Annotated in this window: 14 protein-coding genes; 12 read left to right on the plus strand and 2 right to left on the minus strand. The window is 32.6% G+C overall.

Going from position 1 to position 22,068, the window contains the following annotated elements:
* Window positions 1-8: 8 nt before the first annotated feature.
* The 3 genes from BMY33_RS14780 to BMY33_RS14790 are packed head-to-tail and all read left to right on the plus strand — an operon-like array spanning window position 9 to window position 6,041.
* A complete protein-coding gene (locus BMY33_RS14780) occupies window positions 9-2,456 on the plus strand; it encodes a GNAT family N-acetyltransferase (RefSeq protein ID WP_244543032.1) in 2,448 nt (815 codons plus the stop codon).
* Between the two features lie 13 nt (window positions 2,457-2,469).
* On the plus strand, window positions 2,470-4,920 hold the full coding sequence (locus BMY33_RS14785; RefSeq protein WP_244543033.1) for a GNAT family N-acetyltransferase: 2,451 nt from the start codon (window positions 2,470-2,472) through the stop codon (window positions 4,918-4,920).
* A 20-nt stretch (window positions 4,921-4,940) separates the two neighbouring features.
* Window positions 4,941-6,041 carry a heparan-alpha-glucosaminide N-acetyltransferase domain-containing protein gene (locus BMY33_RS14790; protein WP_091410007.1) on the plus strand — a complete coding sequence of 367 codons (1,101 nt, stop codon included), beginning with the start codon at window positions 4,941-4,943 and terminating at the stop codon, window positions 6,039-6,041.
* 58 nt (window positions 6,042-6,099) lie between these two features.
* On the opposite strand, the gene BMY33_RS14795 is transcribed toward BMY33_RS14790, so the two are convergent.
* Window positions 6,100-7,110: a helix-turn-helix transcriptional regulator gene (locus BMY33_RS14795; RefSeq protein ID WP_091410010.1), complete on the minus strand. Its 1,011-nt coding sequence runs from the start codon at window positions 7,108-7,110 to the stop codon at window positions 6,100-6,102.
* A 151-nt stretch (window positions 7,111-7,261) separates the two neighbouring features.
* Here BMY33_RS14795 and BMY33_RS14800 point away from each other — a divergent pair, with 151 nt between their 5' ends.
* The 3 genes from BMY33_RS14800 (at window position 7,262) to BMY33_RS14810 (ending at window position 12,283) form a co-directional block, all read left to right on the plus strand.
* Window positions 7,262-9,598 carry a TonB-dependent receptor gene (locus BMY33_RS14800; protein WP_091410012.1) on the plus strand — a complete coding sequence of 779 codons (2,337 nt, stop codon included), beginning with the start codon at window positions 7,262-7,264 and terminating at the stop codon, window positions 9,596-9,598.
* Window positions 9,599-9,624: 26 nt separating this feature from the next.
* The gene (locus BMY33_RS14805) at window positions 9,625-10,902 is read left to right on the plus strand and encodes a DUF4374 domain-containing protein (protein ID WP_091410014.1); all 1,278 of its coding nucleotides are present in this window, start codon (window positions 9,625-9,627) and stop codon (window positions 10,900-10,902) included.
* A gap of 193 nt (window positions 10,903-11,095) precedes the next feature.
* Window positions 11,096-12,283 (plus strand): PepSY-associated TM helix domain-containing protein, encoded by a 1,188-nt coding sequence (locus BMY33_RS14810; RefSeq protein WP_091410016.1) that lies wholly within the window; start codon window positions 11,096-11,098, stop codon window positions 12,281-12,283.
* A 191-nt stretch (window positions 12,284-12,474) separates the two neighbouring features.
* On the opposite strand, the gene BMY33_RS14815 is transcribed toward BMY33_RS14810, so the two are convergent.
* Window positions 12,475-13,506 carry a LacI family DNA-binding transcriptional regulator gene (locus BMY33_RS14815; protein WP_091410019.1) on the minus strand — a complete coding sequence of 344 codons (1,032 nt, stop codon included), beginning with the start codon at window positions 13,504-13,506 and terminating at the stop codon, window positions 12,475-12,477.
* Between the two features lie 122 nt (window positions 13,507-13,628).
* Between BMY33_RS14815 and BMY33_RS14820 the strand changes: the two genes are divergently transcribed.
* The 6 genes from BMY33_RS14820 to BMY33_RS14845 all read left to right on the plus strand — a co-directional run bounded on the left by BMY33_RS14820 (window position 13,629) and on the right by BMY33_RS14845 (window position 22,023).
* On the plus strand, window positions 13,629-16,292 hold the full coding sequence (locus tag BMY33_RS14820; RefSeq protein ID WP_091410021.1) for a TonB-dependent receptor domain-containing protein: 2,664 nt from the start codon (window positions 13,629-13,631) through the stop codon (window positions 16,290-16,292).
* Between the two features lie 74 nt (window positions 16,293-16,366).
* Complete coding sequence (locus tag BMY33_RS14825) at window positions 16,367-17,671, plus strand: MGH1-like glycoside hydrolase domain-containing protein (protein ID WP_091410023.1); 1,305 nt, start codon at window positions 16,367-16,369, stop codon at window positions 17,669-17,671.
* A 20-nt stretch (window positions 17,672-17,691) separates the two neighbouring features.
* On the plus strand, window positions 17,692-18,309 hold the full coding sequence (locus BMY33_RS14830) for a GNAT family N-acetyltransferase (RefSeq protein WP_091410025.1): 618 nt from the start codon (window positions 17,692-17,694) through the stop codon (window positions 18,307-18,309).
* Window positions 18,306-19,913: a sodium:solute symporter family protein gene (locus BMY33_RS14835; RefSeq protein ID WP_091410027.1), complete on the plus strand. Its 1,608-nt coding sequence runs from the start codon at window positions 18,306-18,308 to the stop codon at window positions 19,911-19,913. Before BMY33_RS14830 ends, BMY33_RS14835 begins: the two co-directional genes overlap by 4 nt.
* A gap of 10 nt (window positions 19,914-19,923) precedes the next feature.
* Window positions 19,924-21,048 carry a glycerate kinase gene (locus tag BMY33_RS14840; RefSeq protein ID WP_091410028.1) on the plus strand — a complete coding sequence of 375 codons (1,125 nt, stop codon included), beginning with the start codon at window positions 19,924-19,926 and terminating at the stop codon, window positions 21,046-21,048.
* A 3-nt stretch (window positions 21,049-21,051) separates the two neighbouring features.
* Window positions 21,052-22,023 carry a type I phosphomannose isomerase catalytic subunit gene (locus tag BMY33_RS14845; RefSeq protein ID WP_091410030.1) on the plus strand — a complete coding sequence of 324 codons (972 nt, stop codon included), beginning with the start codon at window positions 21,052-21,054 and terminating at the stop codon, window positions 22,021-22,023.
* The last annotated feature ends 45 nt before the right edge of the window (window positions 22,024-22,068 follow it).

A 22,068-nucleotide genomic window follows, 5' to 3' on the forward strand; every position in this document is an offset into this window, starting at 1 on the left:
AATTCTGAATGGAAAAAACAGCCAATAACATACAGCATCAGTATCATAAAATCTATTCAAAAAGCTTTTCTGATTTTGGGACCATAGAGATACGACCTTTTAGAATATCTGAAGACAGCGAGATATTGCACAAATGGGTAAATATGGACTATGCTATTTTTTGGGGAATGCAAGGATACGATTTACAACAGGTACGACAAGAATATATAAAATTGATGGAGCCGGAACATTATGATGTTTTTGTAGGTGTTTTTAAAGGTAAACCGGTTTTTGTATTAGAAAGATATAATCCCAAAGAAGATATTATAAGTACACTCTATAGCGTGGAAAAAGGAGACTGTGGGATTCATATCATCGTTGCTCCGCCACATGTTAAGATCCCAAATTTTACTTGGTATTTATTTACAGCTATAATGGATTTTGTGTTTAAAGATTCCTCTGTAAATAGAATCCTAGTAGAACCTGATATCCGAAATAAAAAGATGTTTGCATTATGTCAGCGGATAGGTTTTCAACTGGATAAAATTATAGAACTCCCCAATAAGACTGCTCAAATAGCACTTTTAAACAGGGATCGATATCAACACCTAACATCAATTTCAAAAATTAATAAAAGAAGTGCAATGAATACGTTAGATAATGCCGTTTCGCCCCAACAGTCAATAGCCCATTTACAACCTGAAGTTTGGGTTAAAGTAAATACACTTTTTGTCGCAAAAGCCATCTGTGAATTTAGTCACGAACTTCTTATTAAGCCTGTTATTTTAGAACAACTAAAAGATGGATGGAAAAGTTATATTCTAAAAACGGATAACCATACTATACAATATCAGTTTAATGCAAAGCAATTAGCATTAAATCATTTATATATAGAACCTACTTCGATAAGAAAATATGACGAAAGTAAGTCTGCTATAATAGACGGGATATTATTTATTAAAGAGTTTAGAAAGCAATTGGGTATTAAGGATACACAAATGCCTTTATATCTAGAAGAGATTATTAGCACATTATATGGTAGTGCATTTAAGTTTTTAAAAGGGAATCCAACTTCAAAGGAGCTTACAACTGCAGATTTTCAAACTATTGAACAATCTATGACAGAGGGACATCCTGGTTTTGTCGCTAATAATGGACGTATTGGTTTTGATAGCAGTGATTATAGGTCGTATGCTCCCGAAGCGGGTAATTCTTTTTCTCTTCTATGGCTGGCAGGTCATAAAAGCAGAGCAGTATATGCTGCTACAGAATCATTATCTTATGATGTTTTGATACAACAGGAACTAGATTCCGAAACAATACAAACATTTAGAGAGCATATAAAAAATAAGGGTTTTGATCCGGATGACTATTTCTTTATTCCTATGCATCCGTGGCAATGGTTTAATAAGTTAGCCAACATCTTTTCACCAGAACTTGCTATCGGAAATTTAATATGCTTGGGATATGGTCCAGATCAGTACCTTGCTCAGCAGTCCATTAGAACCTTATTTAATAGAACTCATCCTAAAAAATTCTATACCAAAACCGCGCTATCTATTTTAAATATGGGGTTTATGCGTGGATTACCTCTGTATTATCTTGGGACTGCACCTAAAATGGCTGTTTGGTTAGAAGAATTACTTTATAATGACGCATATATTCAGGAAACAGGTTTTAGGATGTTAAGTGAAATTGCTTCTGTAAGTTATGTGAACCCTTATTTTGAAGAGTTTGGATCTCACAATGATTACAATAAGATGTTAGCTTCACTTTGGAGAGAAAGTCCTATTGCTAATGTAACAGAAAAACAACAAGCAATGACGATGGCTGCGTTCCTACACGTAGATCATAATGGAGAAGCTTTATTACCTAGAATTATCCAGAAATCAGGGTTGATTATAGAAGACTGGTTGGGTCTGTATTTAAAAGCCTATTTATGTCCGTTATTGCATTGTTTTTATCATTTTGATTTGGTGTTTATGCCACACGGAGAGAATATCATAATGGTATTAGAAGATCAGGTTCCGGTGAAATCTTTCTTAAAAGATATTACAGAAGAAGCTTGTATTCTAAATCCAGAAGTTAAATTGCCTGATCATCTAAAACGTATGTATGCTCCCGTTCCAGAAGATGTAAAATTACTTTCGATTTTTACAGATATATTCGATGGTTTCTTCAGGTTTATGTCTCATATTTTAGTTGCACATGCGAATTTTGAAGAAGAACGATTCTGGAAAATTGTTGCAGAAGTGATTCAGGAATATCAAGATCGTTATCCAGAAAAAGAAGCAAAGTTTAAACAATATGATTTGTTTGCTTCAGAATTTCAATTGTCTTGTTTAAATAGATTGCAATTAAATAATCATAAACAAATGATTGATTTAGATGACCCTGTAGCGTTACTTCAGTTTGCAGGTAAACTAAAGAATCCCATTGCCGCTTTTAGAAAAGATTTAGTAGATACAGTTTCATAATTAAACGGTTATCATGGAAAACACTGAAATCGTACAGGATATTGTTTTTTCGAGGACGATCGAAAATTTTGGAACAATACATCTACGTCATTTAGACTTTGATTATGACATTGCTACTATTCATAAATGGGTAACAAAGGAATATGCCAGGTATTGGGGAATGTTAGATGATTCAATAGAAGAAGTCCACTCAGAATATACTGCATTGGTGTCTAGAAAAGATTATGACGTTTTTATAGGAACCTACAATGGAGTTCCCATCTTTTTAATGGAAAAGTACAAAGCAGCAACAGATAGGATTTCTGACTATTATTCTGCTAAAGATACTGATTACGGCATGCATATTTTGGTAGCACCATCAGAACATAAAATAACCGGTTTTACCTGGAATGTTTTTAGTACCGTGCTCGAATATTTTTTTGAATTACCAGATGTAAAGAGAATAGTCGTAGAACCAGATGTTCGAAATGAAAAGATTCATAGGCTTAATAAAAAAGCAGGGTTTATTTATCGAAAAGAAATTGAATTACCAGAAAAAACTGCGGCACTAGCTTTTTGCGAAGCACATGATTATAGAAAAGCAAAAAATGCTTTTAGAGAAAAAATAAAACCAATGGCCAACTTAGATATATCCGATTCATTGGTGGAGACTTATAACCACCTAAACCCATCGACTTGGGCAAGAGTAAATAGAACTCTTGTAAGCAAAGCAATTAGCGAATTTTCACACGAATTACTTTTTAAACCTCAACAAGAGACAAATAACCAAAAGTGGAATAAATATGTGCTAATTGCCGATACTCCTGGAATAACGTATGAATTTAAAGCCCAAAAATATGGGCTTGATCATTGGGGTATTGATGAAACTTCCATTATTAAAAAAGTTAATGGTAGATCAGAACCAATTGATGCATTAAAGTTTATTATTGATTTTGTGTATACATTAGAAATACCAAAACACTTACTTTCGATATATTTAGAAGAAATATCTAGCACGTTATCAAGTGCTGCTTATAAAGAAGTAAATAATACATTTTCTTCAAGAGAGTTAATAGATAGCTCATTTCAGGTTATAGAGCATGCAATGAGCGAAGGCCATCCTTGTTTTGTAGCAAATAATGGAAGAATAGGTTTTGATAGCCAGGATTATCTCCAGTATGCTCCAGAAACGAATCTACCTTTTAAAATTTATTGGTTAGCAGGTCATAAAAGTAAAACTACTTTTACTTCTGTGCCTAAATTAGAATATAAAACTTTGATGCGAAAAGAGCTAGGTATTCAATTAATTGCACGATTTAATACAAAATTAGAATCTTTAGGATTAGACTCTAGCTCATATATTTTTATTCCTGTGCATCCATGGCAATGGAATAACAAGATACTTCAGGTATTTGCGGCGGATGTTGCAAATCAAAACTTGGTGTTTTTAGGCGAGGGAGAGGATTACTTTTCTGCTCAACAATCAATTAGAACGCTTTACAATAAGAGCAACCCTGAGAAAATGTATACCAAAACTGCTTTGTCAATCTTGAATATGGGCTTTATGAGAGGGCTTTCTCCTTCTTATATGAAGAGTACACCTCATATTACTAATTGGATTACTGAATTGTTGGGTAAGGATACGTATCTAAAACAAAACGGTTTTAGTATGCTTGGTGAAGTTGCTACAGTCGGTTTTCAAAATACTTTCTATGAAGTATTAGGAAAAACAAATGCTCATAATAAAATGTTATCCGCTTTGTGGAGAGAAAGTCCACATTCTAAAATAAAAAAGAATCAACAATTGATGACGATGGCTGCACTGCTTCATGTGGATACAGCAGGGAATTCATTAATAGCTGAGCATATTAAAGCTTCCACTTGTGATGTAAATTTATGGATTCGTAAATATCTGAATGCATATCTAACACCATTGTTGCATTGTTTTTACCACTATGGATTTGTCTTTATGCCTCATGGAGAGAATATTATTATGGTTTTTGAAAAACATATCCCTGTAAAAATTCTGATGAAAGACATCACAGAAGAAGTTATTGTTTTTAATGAAAAACTAGAACTGCCTGAAAAAGTAAAACGATTATATACAGAGACTTCTGATAAGATGAAAGTATTATCAATTTTTACCGATGTTTTCGATTGCTTTTTTAGGTTTATGACTCCGATTTTAGATAGAGATCTTGGGTGTTCAGAGAATGAATTTTGGCAAGAAGTAGCATCTTGTATTCACTCTTACCAATCGGAACATCCAGAGTTACAATCAGAATATGAGAAGTATGATCTTTTCGTAGAAGAATTTGATAGATGTTGTTTAAATAGATTGCAACTAAAAAATACTCAGCAAATGTTGAATCTTGCAGATCCTATGGCAAGTTTAATTCTGGAAGGAACTTTACAAAATCCTATTGCTAAGTTTAAAAAAATAGATGTAGATAACTTTAAGTCTGAACTTGTTGAAGACAACTAACATTCATAGAAAAATATTTTATGTCAACTATAAAATCAAGTAGAATTTTAGCCATAGATTTTGGAAGAGGATTTAGCGTTATTGCTATGATTATGGTTCATACATTATGGATTCATGCTAGACAGGATGTACAATCAGATACCTTTCTAGGGCATTTTATTCATTTTGTTGGAAGAGGAACACCGGTTTTTTTGATAACGATGGGAGTATCCTTTATGATATCAAGAAATCAGGATGTAAAAAGCGCAGTAAAAAGAGGGATAATGATTCTTGGAGTAGCTTATTTAATGAATTTTCTCAAGTTTTTAGTGCCTATAATTGTAGGACTAATGCCTGATAGCTTTATAGAGGCTTATGGATGGGAATTGCCTTTAGATTTTGAAAAATATGTATACTTACTATTAACCGGTGATATACTACAACTAGCAGGAATCTCTTTACTTGTGTTAGCTTTTATTAGAGCTTATGCAAAAAATAAATTTATCCTTTTAGGATTAGCAATTCTTATAGCGTTCATATCTCCAGAATTGAGAGGTATTCAATCAGGAATGTATGGATTGCACTATATAACTCAATTGTTATGGAGTGACGGGTATTGGGTGTATTTTCCTATGTTTCCTTGGATATCGTTTATATTATTAGGGATGTTTTTTGGGAAATGGTATATAGAAAATGAATATAACCAGAAGGCGTTATTTAGACGCATGTTTATCGTTGGCGTCATATTTATTGTGGTTGGTGCCCCATTGGTATTTATGAATGAAACGTATCATTTTAATGATTTTTTTCATTTAGGACCTGGAGGAGTAATTTATCTTGCGGGATGGAACTTTACAGTGTTATCAATATTCCATTGGATATTATCGAAAACTAAAAACAATTTCTTATATAAAATCTTCTATTATTGTAGTAAACATGTAACATCCCTATATGTTATCCAATGGGTTTTGATTTGTTGGGGAATGGTGATTTTTGGTTTTCAAAGTAAAAGTGAACTCGGTACTATACTATTAATGCCAATATTTATGATGTTAACATTTGTAATTCATTTCTCTGTGGTTAAAATTAGGAGTATTTCTAGATCCGATAAACCAATTCCTAAAGAAAGATTAGCATCATAGAATGAGAATACTTAAAGGAAAAACGAAGAAATTCTGTTTCAGAAAACTAACTACATTTTCAATTTTCTAGAGTACTTCGATACTTTTTTGGAGTAGTTCCTTCTATTTTCTTAAAAGCAGCTGTAAAATGAGTGGAATTTTTATAGCCAACTAATTCTGATATTTCGTAAATAGGTTTTTTACTGTATAGTAGTAGTTGTTTTGCCTTTTCCATTCGTAATTCGGTTGCAAACTCAAAAATTGTTTTCCTAAATAATATTTTGAATTCTTTTTTTAATACGAAATCATTTAATCCAATCTCTCTTGATAATTGATGAATTGAGTATTGAATAGACAGATCAGATGAAATCATATGTTGAACTTGGTATAATTTTTTTACTAAATTATCTGTTGGTAAATTACTTGTGATTTTAGTGTTTTGCGGCGGAGTCTCCAGTTTTAGTGCGATTAATTCGAGAGTTTTAGATTCTAGAAATAGTCGTTTTAATAATCCTTTACGTTTATGGGTTAAAATTTCTGAAAGTATATCTTGAGTTTTGGAGCACAAAGGTTTTAAAAAATGGCTTTGTAATTTTAGTAAAGAGTATTTCTCGGCGATATTATATTCATCGTTTAATTTGTGTCTTTTGATGAAATCCATACTCATTCTAATTTTAATTTCTTTAAGCCGTTTTCTTTTATGATATGAAATACTACCTTTTATATTTTCGAGATATAAGAGATAGCATTCCTGACTTTCATAAATTAAATCATCAGTAACTCCTTCGATTTTAATAATCTGCTCTCCCTCGATCAAAAAAGACATTTCTAAAAAATCATCTTGGAGAGTTCCTTCAATGAGTAAATCTTGTTTAAATAAGACATCGAAAATAATAATAGATAACCCTTCAAACTGATGTGTTTGGAAATTACCAATACCATATTCTGGAAGAAATTGGTGTTTTTTGGAAATAATTCCGCAGCGTTCACTTGAGGTTATTAGCTCTGAAACAGTATATAATGTATCTATCTTTTTCGTGTTGTATGTTTGAGTTATAAGTGACTTTTTTTTGCGTCTTTTTTTATCCATAATGCGTCATTTTTCTCTTCCCTTAGATACTAATTTTGCACTTTAAATTTATTTAGACTAATTATAAATAGATAAATATTAGATCGCAAAAATAAATAAAAAATTGTTACAGTCAGTGGTTATTTTAAAAAGAAAAAATAGTGTTTTTTTGATGCTTTTAATTACACTCTTTTGCCAAAGTCAAGAGGTAATACAAGGGATTGTTATGGATCAAAATTCTAATCCAATACCCGAAGCGTCTATCAAGGTTGTTGACCTAAAAAATATAGGGACCAGCAGTGATTTTGACGGTAAGTTTACACTTTCACTTCCCGAAGGAGTTTATACTCTAAAAACTAGTTTTGTAGGGTTCCAAACAAAGCTTTCTTATATTACCGTAAATGGAGTTAATGAGCGATATGTTCGGATCGTTCTCAATCAAAGTATAGAAGAGTTAAATGATGTTATAGTTAAATGGAAAACGGCTGCTCAAAAGACTAAAGAAAGAGCATTTGAAGTAGAGGTTATTGAAACCAAAGGATTAAAAAATAGTAGTGTAGATATCAATGCTGTTTTAACAACAATACCAGGAGTAAATGTTAGACAAAGAGGAGGACTAGGGGCTGCTTTTGATTTCTCTTTAAATGGATTATCAGGGAAGCAAGTGAAGTTTTTTATCGATGGTATTCCAATAGAGAATTTTGGAAGTTCTTTATCTCTAAATAATTTTCCTGCTACACTCGTAGAAAGAGCAGAAGTTTTTAAAGGTGTAGTCCCGATACATTTAGGAGCAGATGCATTAGGCGGTGCAGTTAATATTATTACGAATCAACATAAAAAAGATTTTCTAGATGTGTCTTATGATATAGGATCTTTTAATACACATCGTGCTACTATAAATGGACAACATTATAATAAAAATGGATGGATGTTTCAGTTGTCCTCATTTTATAATTATTCTGATAATAACTATACTATTGATGATATTGAAGTTAGGGATGAATTAGGAAATGATACCGGCATCCGCAGAGATAATGTAGAAAGATTTCATGATGCATATAATTCTCAGATGATACGGATACAAACTGGATTAGTTGATAAATCATACGCAGATAGATTGATTTTAGGTTTTACTGCATCTGCAAACGAAAACGAAATACAGCACCCTATTGATCCGCAGAATCCATTTGGGGAAGTATTTACTGAAAATGATATTATTTCAGGATCTATCGAGTTCGAAAAAAATAATCTTTTTAATGAAAAGCTGAAACTAAAAATTTATGGTGCTCTAACAGAAAATAATGAAAGGGTCGTAGATACTTCTTCTAGAAAATATGATTGGTTTGGAAACTTTATAGAGCGAGGAGATCAAACACTTGGAGAATTTGAAGCCAGCAAAACATTATTTAAGTTTAAAGATAACCTACATTTAATAAATGCGTTAGCCACATATACTTTTAATGAAGTACATTCTCTAAGCGCTAATTATACTAAAAATTATATTCGTCGTAGAGGAGAAGATGATGCCAGAACCGGAAGAATTGCATTTCAGGACCCTCATATAGTTAATAAAAATATACTTGGTCTTTCTTACGATATTGATCTTTTAGATACACGATGGCGTACTTCTTTTTTTTCTAAAGGATACCTTCTAAACTCAGAAGGAATTTTGGAAGACCTATTCACCAATGTAGAAGAAGATCGGTTTACCAGGTTCGAAAATACTTTTGAAGAATTGGGATATGGCTTTGCTACTACTTATAAAATCCTTGATAATTTTCAGATTAAAGGATCTTTTGAAAAAACATTTAGAATTCCTGAAGGTTATGAGGTATTTGGGGATGGATTTTTATTGAAATCTAATCCAGCGTTATTACCAGAAGAAAGTTACAACGCTAATCTAGGAGCTCTTTTTAATACAGATATTAATGGGTTAAAACTTCAGATCGACACTAACATATTTTTTAGAGAATCTGAGAATTTTATAGCCATTAGATCCGAAGGAATCTTTTCTAGATACTTTAATACTGCTGATGCTAGAAGTACAGGTGTCGAAGGGGAAATAAGAATGTTGTATGATGCATTCTTTTTGGATCTGAATGCCACCTATCAAAATATCATTGACAGAAATGCTGGAGAAAATGCAGGTGTTGATTTTTTGAAAAATCAACGAATAGCAAATATTCCATATGTATTTGGAAATGCTCGTATTGGAGGTAAATTCAATAATGTACTTGCTGTAAACGATCAATTAAACGTTTCCTGGAACACCTATTATGTGCATGATTACCCACTTACCTCTTTTGTAGAAGGAAATCCAGAAGATAGAGATATCATACCAGAACAGATTTCACATAATCTAGAGTTAGGATATTCATTTAGTGATGGTCGTTATAATATATCTGTTTTAGCTAGAAATATTATGGACGCTAAAATTTATGACAATTTCGAAATCCAACAACCTGGAAGAGCCTTTTATGTAAAACTAAGATACTATATATCAAATTAAATATTAAACATCAAAAATCATATAAAATGAAAACAATAAAATGGATAATAAATGTAATGCTACTTTTAGCAATAACCGCAATGGTTATATCATGTAGCAGTGATGATAATGGAGATACACCTATTGATCCAGATCCAATAGCAGTATCTAAATATGTTGTAGGATTTGAGGCATTTCCTGTTGGAGATGCAAGTCCTGTGGATTATATTTTAGAATTACCATCATTAGAATCTTTAACAACCGGTGAAATTTCGGTAGAAGGTCAAGGAATTCCATTAAAAGGTTGGAGATTTTTCCACGGAGCAGGTAATACGATATTTACCGCGGGATATTCTGATGATGATACTTGTATTGCTTATCATTTAAATGAAGAGGGAACATTAGAAGAAAAAGCAAATTTTGCTTTTCAATCTACACTAGATAATTATGCAGCATTAGACGAGAACACATTATTGGCTGTGGAATTAACGTATGGAGGGCTTTCTGATAAACGTTTTCATATTGTAAATGCCGAGACGGGTTTATTAGAAAAGATTGAAGAACACCCTGTAGATATCGATATGGGTGATGGAACCGTAGCGAATCCAGGATCTACTCCTTGGGTAACTGGTATGGTACTTAGGGATGGAAAATTATTTGTTTCATATCATAAATGGTTGGCTGATGGTTCTTTCATTACTCCAGATGTAGATCGTGCTTACGTGGCAGTATTTAACTATCCAGAGTTCGAATTAGAAAAAATAATTGAAGACGATAGAACCAGTCCAATTGGAGTAAACGGTCATAGTACAGGTATTGAACAAACAGAAAATGGAGATATTTATTCTTTCTCTACATCTGCATTGAGTGCTGGTTTTACAGCTGCTTCTAAGCCTTCTGGAATTTTAAGAATTAATAGTGGTGCTACAGAATTTGATTCAAGTTATTTCTTTAATGTAGAAGAAGCTATTAATGGCGGGAAGTTGTTCTGGATGGATTATGTCGGTAACGGAAAGGCAATTGCAAGAATAATTGTAGATGATACTAATGGAGCTGGAGAATGGGGCGCATTCTTTAAAAAAGATGTGTTTAAAATGGTAGTGATAGATTTAATAAACCAAACTGTTACAGATATAGCTGGAGTGCCAACTCATGGTCATCGATATACGTCTCCTATGTTTGTAGAAGATGGTAAAGCGTATATTAGTAGTTCTACTGATACAGATACGTATGTGTATATAGTAGATCCTGAAACCGCAACTGCAACACAAGGTGCTAAAGTTCTTGGACTAGGACTTAAAGGGATCTTTAAAATTAGTAATTAACTCAACTAGACTCTATGTAAATATGGGTTCTGAGAAATTTCAAAAACTTTTGTTCTGACGCTTATACCCCCATTTGAAGCTCAGAAAGATCAAAGTCAAATTAATAAGTAGTTGTGTTTTATTTAGTGACTTTGTTCAGAGTAAAAGGACTAAGTAGAGGTTTTTCAGACCCATGCATTTAATAAATCCATAAATGACAGGAAAAAAAAGAAATAATAGACGTAAAAGAATTTTACAACTTCATAAAATACTTGGATTAGTTACAGGTGTAGTGCTTTTTATTGTTTCTGTTACTGGTTGTTTATGGGTTTTTAAAGAAGAAATAGAAAGTTTCTATGATGATCATAAATATGTTACTCCTCAAGATCAAGAGTTCTTAGAAGCCTCTATGATTAAAGAATTAGCAGAAAACGTGATTCCTAAAAAGACGATTCATGGGGTTATCTATGGGAAACCAGATGAAGCGATTGAGGTTGTTTTTTATGAAGCAGAACCAGAGATATTTTACCAAAGTGTATTTTTAGACCCTTATTCTGGCGAGTTCATTAAAAGAATAGATAATGATGCGGGTTTTTTTGGATTTATATTAAAAGGACATTTACGACTATGGTTACCTGATGCTATCGGCTCTAGAGTGGTTTCTTATTCTGTATTGCTTTTTTTAATTATCATCATAAGTGGTCTTTTTCTTTGGTGGCCACGAAATAAGAAGAATTGGAAACAAAGATTAAAATTTGATTGGAATAAAAAAACCAGATGGAAAAGGAAAAATTTTGACCTCCATACGGTAACCGGATTTTATATCTCATCGTTTGGTTTGATATTAGCTTTTACTGGATGTGTGATGGCTTTTAACTGGTTTTATTTTATAGCTTATAAAGCTACAGGTGGCGATAAAGATCCTCGGTTTGTGATTCCAGAGAGCGAACAAGCAATGGTATCCAAGGAAACTACTAGTTTTGAATATGATAAGTTGATTCCTATTTTACAACGTAACTATAAGGATGCACATAGTTTTGAATTACATTATCCAGAAAATGATTCTACTTCAATTCTTGTTGAGGTTAGTAATTCAAAAGGATTGTATTATAATATGGATTATCTGTTTTTTGATCAAAATACTTTAAAAGAAATAGAAACAAATAGTATTTATGGTAAGTACGAAAACACCAATTTTGCAGATAAAGTAATCCGAATGAATTATGACATTCATATTGGAGCAATTGGTGGAATAATAGGAAAGATTCTTGCTTTTTTGGTGAGCTTAATTTGTGCGTCAATACCTGTAAGTGGAATTCTACTTTGGTATGGAAGGAAGTATAAAAGAAAGGGAAAAACTAGATCTACATTGATAAAAAATGTTCCTAATTTAGAAACGTAACCTGAAGTTAGTTTTAGATCTAGTAAAGTATTTTTTTCAAATCTATAGTACGTTAAATAATAAATCTTAGTCCATTTAACCCTGTAAAAGCTAATACGTGTACTATGTTTTAACTTTTTTATTAGTAAGAAATATTCTTTATTGAGAGGTCAGATAAAGCAAGATTTTTCTTGAATCATTTTTGTAGATAATTAAGAAATCTTGAAAGTAGATTCTCTTACAATTAAGGATGTTTTTATTTCTACAGTTTTGTTCATAGTGATATCGTTTGTATCGTCATTTTCAATTTCCCTAATTAAATATTTAATCGCAGTTTTTCCAATTGTATTGCCTGGTTGATCTACCGTAGTAAGTTTAGGCTCAATAATCGTGGAGTGCTTGGAGTTACTAAATCCAACTACTGCTATTTCTTCTGGAATTTTGATATTGGATTTATTTAATGTTTGAATTACACCTATAGCCGCACTATCTGTAATAGCAAAGATCGCGTCTGGTCTTTTTTTTATACTTAATAAAGTGTTAGTCATTCTTTTTCCTTGCTGTAATGAGATATCATCAACGCTAATAATAATTTTTTCATCAATTTCTATTTGATGCGCTTTTAGGGCTCGTAAATATCCAGCATACCTTTTTTCTGAAGTATAAGAAAACTCCCTTTCTTTAATTATAGCTATTCTCTTTTTTCCAGTATTAATAAGATGTTCAATAACATTAAAAGCAGCCTCTTCATCATTGATCGTGATCTGTGTACACGGAATTTTATCAGATACTTTATCAAATAAAATTAAAGGAAGGGTATCAATAATAGGCAATATATTGTCTATGTCTCGAGTCATTTTTGTTAAAGAAGCCAATATGCCATCCACACCAAATTGTATCATAGTATTAAGCATTTCATTTTGCTTAATAACATCATTATTAGACTCAGAAATAATGACACGATATCCTTGTTTAGATGCTTGTTCAAGTATTCCACGAACTATGGTAGCGGTAAAATAATGAGTGATATTGGGAACTATAACACCAATAATATTGGATTTGTGTTTTCTAAAACCTTTTGCAAAAATATTTGGAATATAGTTCATAGATTGTGCTAAACGTCTCACTTTGTCCTTGGTGTCAATATTTATGTCTGGGTGATCATTTAGTGCTCTGGAAACTGTAGAAATTGACAAGTTTAAGCTCTGAGCTAACATTTTTAGAGTAGTAACTTCTTTTTTCATATCATAAAATTAAATCGCAATCGTTCCCGCAAACGTTTGCATACAAATATTACAATTTTTTAGCATTTTTGTTAGTGATATAGCAATAGATTTGACTCAAACATCACATAAATCTATTCGAAATGAAAAAATATATTATTACGCTATTATATGTATTTAGCACTTTCATAGCGTTCTCGCAAACTGAGATTTCAGGAACTGTAAAGGATAATGGAGGTTTACCTATACCTGGAGCAAATATTTCTATTCTAGATAGTAACTCGGGATCAATATCAGACTTTGACGGAAATTTTAACTTCTCATCAGATCTCATAGGTTCAAAAACACTACAAGTTTCTTATGTAGGCTTTAAAACTCATATGGAGTTAATAGAACTAAATGGATCACCAATAAGTCTTCAGATTGTTTTACAAGAAGGTAATAGTTTAGACGAGGTTGTACTTACTGCCTCTTCTACTTTTAGGTCACAAAAACAGGCACCTTTATCTATTAGCTCTAAAGGAATTGAAGAAATCACTAAACTTTCGGCGAATAGTCAAGCAGATATTCTACGAGATGTACCAGGTATAACTGCCGAAGGTGGAGGTGGAGAGACGGCCACAAATTTATTTGTAAGAGGCCTTCCATCGGGTGGCCAATATGTATTTAATCCATTGCAGTACGATGGAATGCCATTAATGAGTACATTCGGCCTTAATTCTTCGGCACATGACGTGTACGCTCGTCCAGATATTGGATTCAAAGGTGTTGAATTTGTAAGAGGAGGTGCAGCTGTGCTTTATGGAGCCGGATCTGTTGCTGGGATTATAAATTATACCAGTAAAACAGGAGATACTAATAACGAAAATGTAATTAACCTTGAATATGGAAATAGAGGTAGGTTAAAAACTGATTTTTATACAGGAGGTAGATTAGGTGGTGAAGATTCTAATACCTACTACGCGTTAACTGGTTTTGTTAGAAAAGATAACGGTCCAATTGAAACTGGATTAACTACAAGAGGTGTTCAGTTTAGAGCTAATATTAAAAAGAAATTTGAGAATGGTTCTTTTACGATACATGGACAATTTATTAATGATAGAGCACAATTCTTCTTGCCATTACCACTTCAAGGAGGATCAAGAGAGCGCATTAATGGTAATGATGGTGAAGAAGTCGAACAGCTTTTATCTGGAGAGTTGGCAAATACTTCTTTCTTAACTCCTGGAGGAGTTTATGAAAGCCCGATTGATGACGGTGTTTTTACACAAGGAGGATATTTAATGGCGGATTTTAAATACAACTTGACCGATAACTTAAAATTCAAAGCGAAAACTAAATATGCCAACTACAAGCATAATTTTGCACTTTATGTTGGTGGGAATGGTGATTTTGGAAATCCTATAACATTATCAAACTACATTGCAGAAGTTGCACCAGGAAATACAGGTGTAGATGCTACATATCAAGGGGGTTCTGGAGAACAAATTAACCCTAATGATTTAGTAGTGGAGAATTTGCATGTTGATCGTTTAAGACCAATGACGGATTATTCTGGAGAGGCAAACTTAATATTTAAGCCAGCCGGAGGTAATCATACGTTTACGCTGGGAACTTATTTGGCTAGAACAGAGGCTCAAGATGTAAATTATCAATATAGAGTACTTTCAGAATTTAATAATAATCCCCGTTTAGTAAATTTAAGTTACACTGATGGTGTGGGAGGCAATGTTATTTATTCTGAAGGAGGTTTATACAATAGAATTGGTATGACATCTAATAATTTTTTGACGCAAAGCAGAACTGCATTTTATTTCACAGATGAAATGGTATTTGATAAATGGCGTTTTGATGTTGGTATCCGTATTGAAAATACACAAGGAACCTTCAGAAGAGGTGGTTTAGAAGAAACCCAAGTTTATGATAACCCAGAGCTAACGGGAGCATTACAGAATGTTAGCTTTGCAGATGGTAGTTTTACAACTGGTGAGATTGATGATACGGATTGGGCTATTTCATTGGCAGGTCTATATGAATTAACTGAATCAACTAATTTATATGCTAACTTTTCGAGAGGGTTTTTCTTTCCGCAACAAAGAGGTTTTGCACCAACACCTGGGATTAGGGAAACTAATTATGAAGCAGAAACAATTCTTCAAGGAGAATTAGGGGCTAAGTTTGGAACTTCCAATTTTTCCGGCTCAGTTGCAGGTTATTTCGTAAACTTAAGTGATCGTATCCGTATTGATCAGGCAATATCTGGTGGTCAATTAGTTGATCAAGCCAGAAGTGAACAAACTACAAGAACTTTTGGACTTGAAGCTACAGGGAAATACCGTTTGTCTGATGCATTTAATATCAACGCCACACTTACGTATCAAAATCATGAGATTACTAAAAATGAGACTACAGATTTAGTTAATAATACAACTTCTACAATTAATGAAGGAAATGAGATAGGACGACAACCAAATTTCTTAGGAAATATAGGTGTTAATTACGATGATGAAAAGTTCGATGCCAATTTTAGTGTAAACCATACAGGTGCAAAGTTTACCGATGATACGAATAATGTAGAATTAGATGCTATTACTATTGCGAGATTAGGAGGAGGTTATACTTTTAATATACAGAGTGATAACTCCGTTAGATTTGGGCTTTCTGTATTTAATTTATTTAATAGTTCAGGGCTTACCGAAGGTAATCCAAGAGCAGGTATTGCAGGACAATCAGATGATGGAGAGTTTTTCTTTGGAAGACCAATCTTACCTCGTAGAGTTTTCCTGACAGCCACGTTTAGTTTTTAAGTTGTTTTAATTAGGATTCGTCACTTACTGCTGCGTGTAGGTGATGAGTTTTATTAATTATATATAAAGATTCTATGAAATTATTAGAGAAAAAAGCAATCGAAGTTTTGAATAAAAACTGGAAAAATGGTTTTAGTATACCTTGTGCAAATTTGTATCCTTTTCAGTGGTTTTGGGATTCGGGTCTGATTGCTGTAGGTTTTGCGCACTTTGATATGGATAAAGCCGAAAAAGAAATAGAAACTCTGCTAGATGCTCAGTGGGAAAACGGGTTTATTCCTCACATTGTTTTTCGTAGTGAAACCGATTCTTATTTTCCTGGAGCAGATTTCCACCGTTCGGACTTACATCCACAATCATCTAAGAAATATAAGACTACTGGAATGACCCAGCCACCAGTTACTGGATTTGTATTAAAAGAATTATATAAAATCAGCCAAAATAAAGTAAAAACATTATCCTATATTGAAACAGTTATTGATAAAGTTTATCTTAATCACGAATACTTTTTTAATAATAGAGATCCCAAAAATGAAGGCTTAGTTTATATTTATCATAATTGGGAATCAGGCACGGATAATTCTCCTATTTGGGATGATGTTTGGGACACCATGAATCCTCCAGAGTATACTTTTGAAAGACGAGACACAACTCATGTTGACGCTTCACAACGCCCTTCAAAAAGAGAATATGATCATTATTTACATATCATAGAGATTGCTAAAAAGCATAATTATGACGACAAGAAAATTGCAGAACTGTCTCCTTTTTTAATTCAGGATCCATTGTTTAATGCAGTTCTTATAAAATCGAATAGAAGTCTTATTGAGTTATATACGCTGATCGGAAATAATAAAGATAAAATTAAGCAATTACACGATTGGCAAGAAAAGAGTATAAAGTCATTTAACAACAAATTGTTTGATGAGGAAATAGGAACTTATGTGCATTATGATTTAAGAAATGAAAAATTACTTAAATATGTTTCTTCATCTTCTTTTTCTCCATTGTTTGCAGGTATCCCGACTAAAGAAAGAGCTATGTCTATGGTTAAAATTATGATAGATAAGTTTGGCGGAAGTCATCAATATATGTGTGCTTCTTTTGATCCTGATAGCGAACGATTTAATCCGAAAAAATACTGGAGAGGACCGGTTTGGGTGAATTTAAATTGGATGCTATATAGAGGCTTGAATGAATATGGATATAGTGATCTCTCAGAACGAATAAAAAAGGATACTATAGAAATAATAGAGAAAAATGGCTTCTATGAATATTTTGATTCTAGAAAAGAAATGCATAAAAATGGAAAAGCTGGATATGGTGGAAACAATTTTTCTTGGAGTGCTGCCTTGTTAATAGATTTAATTCATTCATAAGTGTCTTTAAAATTTAAGATATGAAGGCTTTGGATTTTTCAAAAGAGTATATTTTAGAGAATGATAACGTAAGGCTCATGCCTCTTAATTTAGAGCATATAGAAAAGTTATTGAAAGTTTCTAATGACCCTAATATTTGGACTTTTTTTCTTGAAAAAGGAGAAAACCGAAAGGAGTTGTTGGCGTATTTTTTAAATGCCATAGATAATCGGAAAATAGAAAAGGAATATCCCTTTATTGTCTATGATAAAACTAGAAAAGCATATGCTGGGACGACAAGATTTTATGACTATTCGAAGGAATTGAGAGTGATTAAATTAGGACATACCTGGTATGGTAAAGATTTTAGAGGCACTCAGGTAAATAAGAACTGTAAATACCTTTTACTGGAATTCGCTTTTGAGTATTTAGGGCTGGAACGGATAGGATTCGGAGCGCATATAAAAAATAAAATTAGTATAGCAGCAATGAAAAGTATAGGTTGTAAAGAAGAAGGAGTTTTACGAAATTTTATTCCTTCATTGGATGGAAAAGGGAGAGCAAATATTATACTATTCAGTATTTTAAGGAATGAATGGCAGGCTTTTGGGCAATTTCAATTAAGTAAAAAGCTAAAAAATAAAAGCATAGAATTATGAATTATGTAGATTACACTATCATTATAGTTTATTTGCTAGTTTTCTTGGGGATTGGCTATTTCTTCAAAGAAAACAAAAATTCCAAGGATTATTTTTTGGGCGGACAATCCTTGAGTTGGTTTCCATTAAGCTTGTCCACCATGGCTACACAATTATCTGCTATTAGCTTCATCTCCGCACCTGCATTTGTTGGGCTAAAAGAAGGTGGTGGTTTACAATGGTTAACCTATGAATTTGGGGTGCCTCTTGCAATGGCTTTTTTATTAATTGCTATTATACCTACACTTTATAATTCCGGTATTGTGAGTGTTTATGAGTATTTAGAAAAACGATTTGATGCATCATCGAGATTGCTTATAAGTTTTGTATTTCAAATAAGTCGTTCTGTGGCAACAGGTGTTATGGTCTACACGATGGCACTCATTTTACAGGCGACTATTGGGATAGATTTTTGGATTTCAATAATGCTTATTGGTGCAATTACAATGATATACTCATTTCAAGGTGGAATGAAAGCTGTGATTTGGGGAGACGTTATACAAATGTGTATTCTTTTCTTTGGAATAATTATCTGTTTAATCTATGGTATTAGTGAATTAGGTGGTTTTGAAAATTTTCTAACTCATGTAGACAAGGATAGATTAACGGCTATAGATTTTTCAAAATGGGGGTTCAATAATGCTAATAAAAACGATGAGTTTGGGTTTTGGCCAATGGTTATTGGTGGATTCTTTTTGTATGCTTCTTATTACGGTACGGATCAAACGCAATCACAACGATTGTTATCGGCTAAAGGAATGCCAACAATTAAGAAATTGTTGTTAGCCAATGGGTTACTTCGTTTTCCTATAACACTTACCTATTGTATTATGGGATTAGTGCTGGGAACACTTCTTTTTCAAGATGTTGGGTTCCAAGATTTAATGGAAAGCGTATATCAAACTAATATTAGTAGTTTGGAAGGTAAAAAAGCTGATTTAATGGTGCCTGTATTTATCATAAAATATCTTCCTAATGGAATCATAGGAATTTTGATAGTAGCCATTATGTCTGCTGCAATGTCTTCATTGAGCTCTACAGTAAATTCCCTATCGGCAGTTACTTTAGAGGATTTTATTAAACGTTTTAAGCCGGGTATTTCAGATAAAAAATATGTGACCTACTCAAGGTTACTTTCAGTTTTTTGGGGTTTAGTATGCTTATTTTTTGCTTTTTTTGCGGGTAATATAGAAGGTACAGTTATAGAAGTTATTAATAAGATTAGTTCCATATTCTACGGGCCAATTTTGGCGGCATTCATTTTAGCTATTTTAACAAAGAAGACACATGCATTTGGCGCTAATATTGGTATTGTTGCTGGTGTTATTTTTAATATGTACTTATGGTTGTATGTTCCTGAAATTTTTTGGTTTTGGTGGAATGCGATAGGATGTTTGGTAACTATAATTGTGGCGTACACCATTAGTTTGATAATTAAACGAGAAAGAAAAGAAGGGTTAGAAGTGGTAGTTTATAAAGCAGGAAAAAGAGAAGTCATCATACTTTTAGGTTATTTTGTTGTTATATGTGTTTTGGCAATGTCTATATCCAAGATATTAAGTTAAATCAATTGATGTGAAAATAGTGCTAGCTCCAGATAAATTTAAAAACTCCTTAACAGGAATGGAGTTTTGTGATGTAGTCGAAATAGGTATTAAACAAGTAAAATCCAATGTTAACATCGTAAAGTTACCATTAGCAGATGGAGGAGATGGTACTATCGAGGTAGTAAACTATTATTTGAAAGGAGAAATTATAACTGTCGAAGTAAACAACCCCTTTTTTCAACCAATAAAAGCGTCTTATCTATATTCGGAATCTACTAAAACTGCTTTTATTGAAATGGCTGAAGCTTCTGGTGTAAAATTGTTAAAAACCAATGAATTGGATTGCAAAAATGCAACAACATTAGGAACAGGAGAGTTGATTGCTGATGCTTTGAAAAAAGGAGTTTCTAAAATTATTTTAGGGATTGGTGGTAGTGCTACAAATGATTGTGGTATTGGTATGGCGACTGCTTTAGGATATCAATTCTTAGATGAAAAGAATGAACAAGTAAAACCTGTTGGAGCCAATCTGTCTAACATTGTCTCGATTAACTCTAGCGCGGTACATCCAAAACTAAATGATGTTACATTTGAAATTGCCTGTGATGTTAAAAATCCGTTATATGGCAAAAACGGAGCTGCCTATGTGTATGGCCCTCAAAAAGGGGCAACACCAGATGATGTTATGATGTTAGATAAAGGCTTAGAAGATTTTTCTAAAGTACTTAATACTTTTTTTAACGTTGACGTCCAACGAGTTAAAGGCGCTGGAGCCGCTGGCGGTATGGGGATAGCTTCAAAAGTGTTTTTGAATGGGGTCTTAGAACCAGGGATTGAACTTATAAAAAATCTAGCCAATTTTAATGAACATATTCAAGGTGCAAGTTGGATTATTTCGGGAGAAGGAAAATTAGATAAACAAACACTTTCAGGAAAAACAATACAAGGTATTTTGGCTTCGATAAAAGATAAGAACATCAGATTAGCAGTGTTTTGCGGAGCCATCGATTTAAAAGAAAGTGTTATCAAAGATTTTGGTATTGCTTATGCAACTTCTATAATAGAACAAGCAGTTAGTTTAGACCATGCTATGTCTAATGCAAGTGAATATTTAAAGAATATAGCTATCTCATTTACTAAAGAAATATTATAATAAATGGAATTATATCCTTTGAAGTTTAATCCTGTTTATAGTTATCGAATATGGGGTGGAAACAAGTTAAAAACAGTACTGAATAAAAGTTATAGCCAAGAATCGATAGGAGAATCTTGGGAGATATCTGATGTTGAAAACAATGAAACACTTGTTAGTGAAGGCCATTTAGAAGGCAAATCGTTAAAAGAATTGATCAATGAATTTCAAGGGGAATTAGTTGGTCATAGAGTATTCGAAACTTTTGGGAATAATTTTCCACTATTAATTAAGTTTATTGATGCAAAAACACCTTTGTCAATTCAAGTACATCCAAGTAATAAGTTGGCAAAAGAACGACATAATTCTTTTGGTAAAAATGAAATGTGGTACATTATGCAAGCAGAAGAAGATGCAGAATTAATAGTTGGTTTCAATCAAAAAGTAAAAAAGACAACATATAGAGAGCATCTTGATAATACTAGGCTAAGTGATGTTTTAAATATTGAAAAAGTGACTAAAGGAGATACATTTTATATTCCTACGGGTAGAGTTCATGCCATTGGTGCAGGTGTATTATTAGCAGAGATTCAACAAACCTCGGACATAACCTATCGAATTTATGACTATGATAGGGTTGATAGGACTACTGGAAAGAAGAGAGAACTGCATACGAATTTGGCTATTGATGCGATTGATTTTAATTATTATACAGATTATAGAACAGTATATTCTAATAAAATTAATTTGGCTAATGAATTAGTAAACTCACCTTATTTCAAAACAAATTTTGTGAATATTAAGGGAGAAATGTTGAGAGATTTATCATCCGTTGATTCTTTTGTGATATACATATGTGTTGAAGGTAGTTTAGAAATGAAATGTAAAAATCAAAATTATGTGTTGAGTATGGGAGAAACTATATTAGTCCCAGCAACTATTTTTTCTTTAGAATTAAGTGGGATCAATACGAAATTAATAGAAGTATTTCTATAAAGTATCTTTTTGATATCGTGTATCAACATTGCACTTACAATATTA

It is taken from the genome of Aquimarina amphilecti, from assembly GCF_900109375.1.
In the GTDB taxonomy this organism is placed as follows: domain Bacteria; phylum Bacteroidota; class Bacteroidia; order Flavobacteriales; family Flavobacteriaceae; genus Aquimarina; species Aquimarina amphilecti.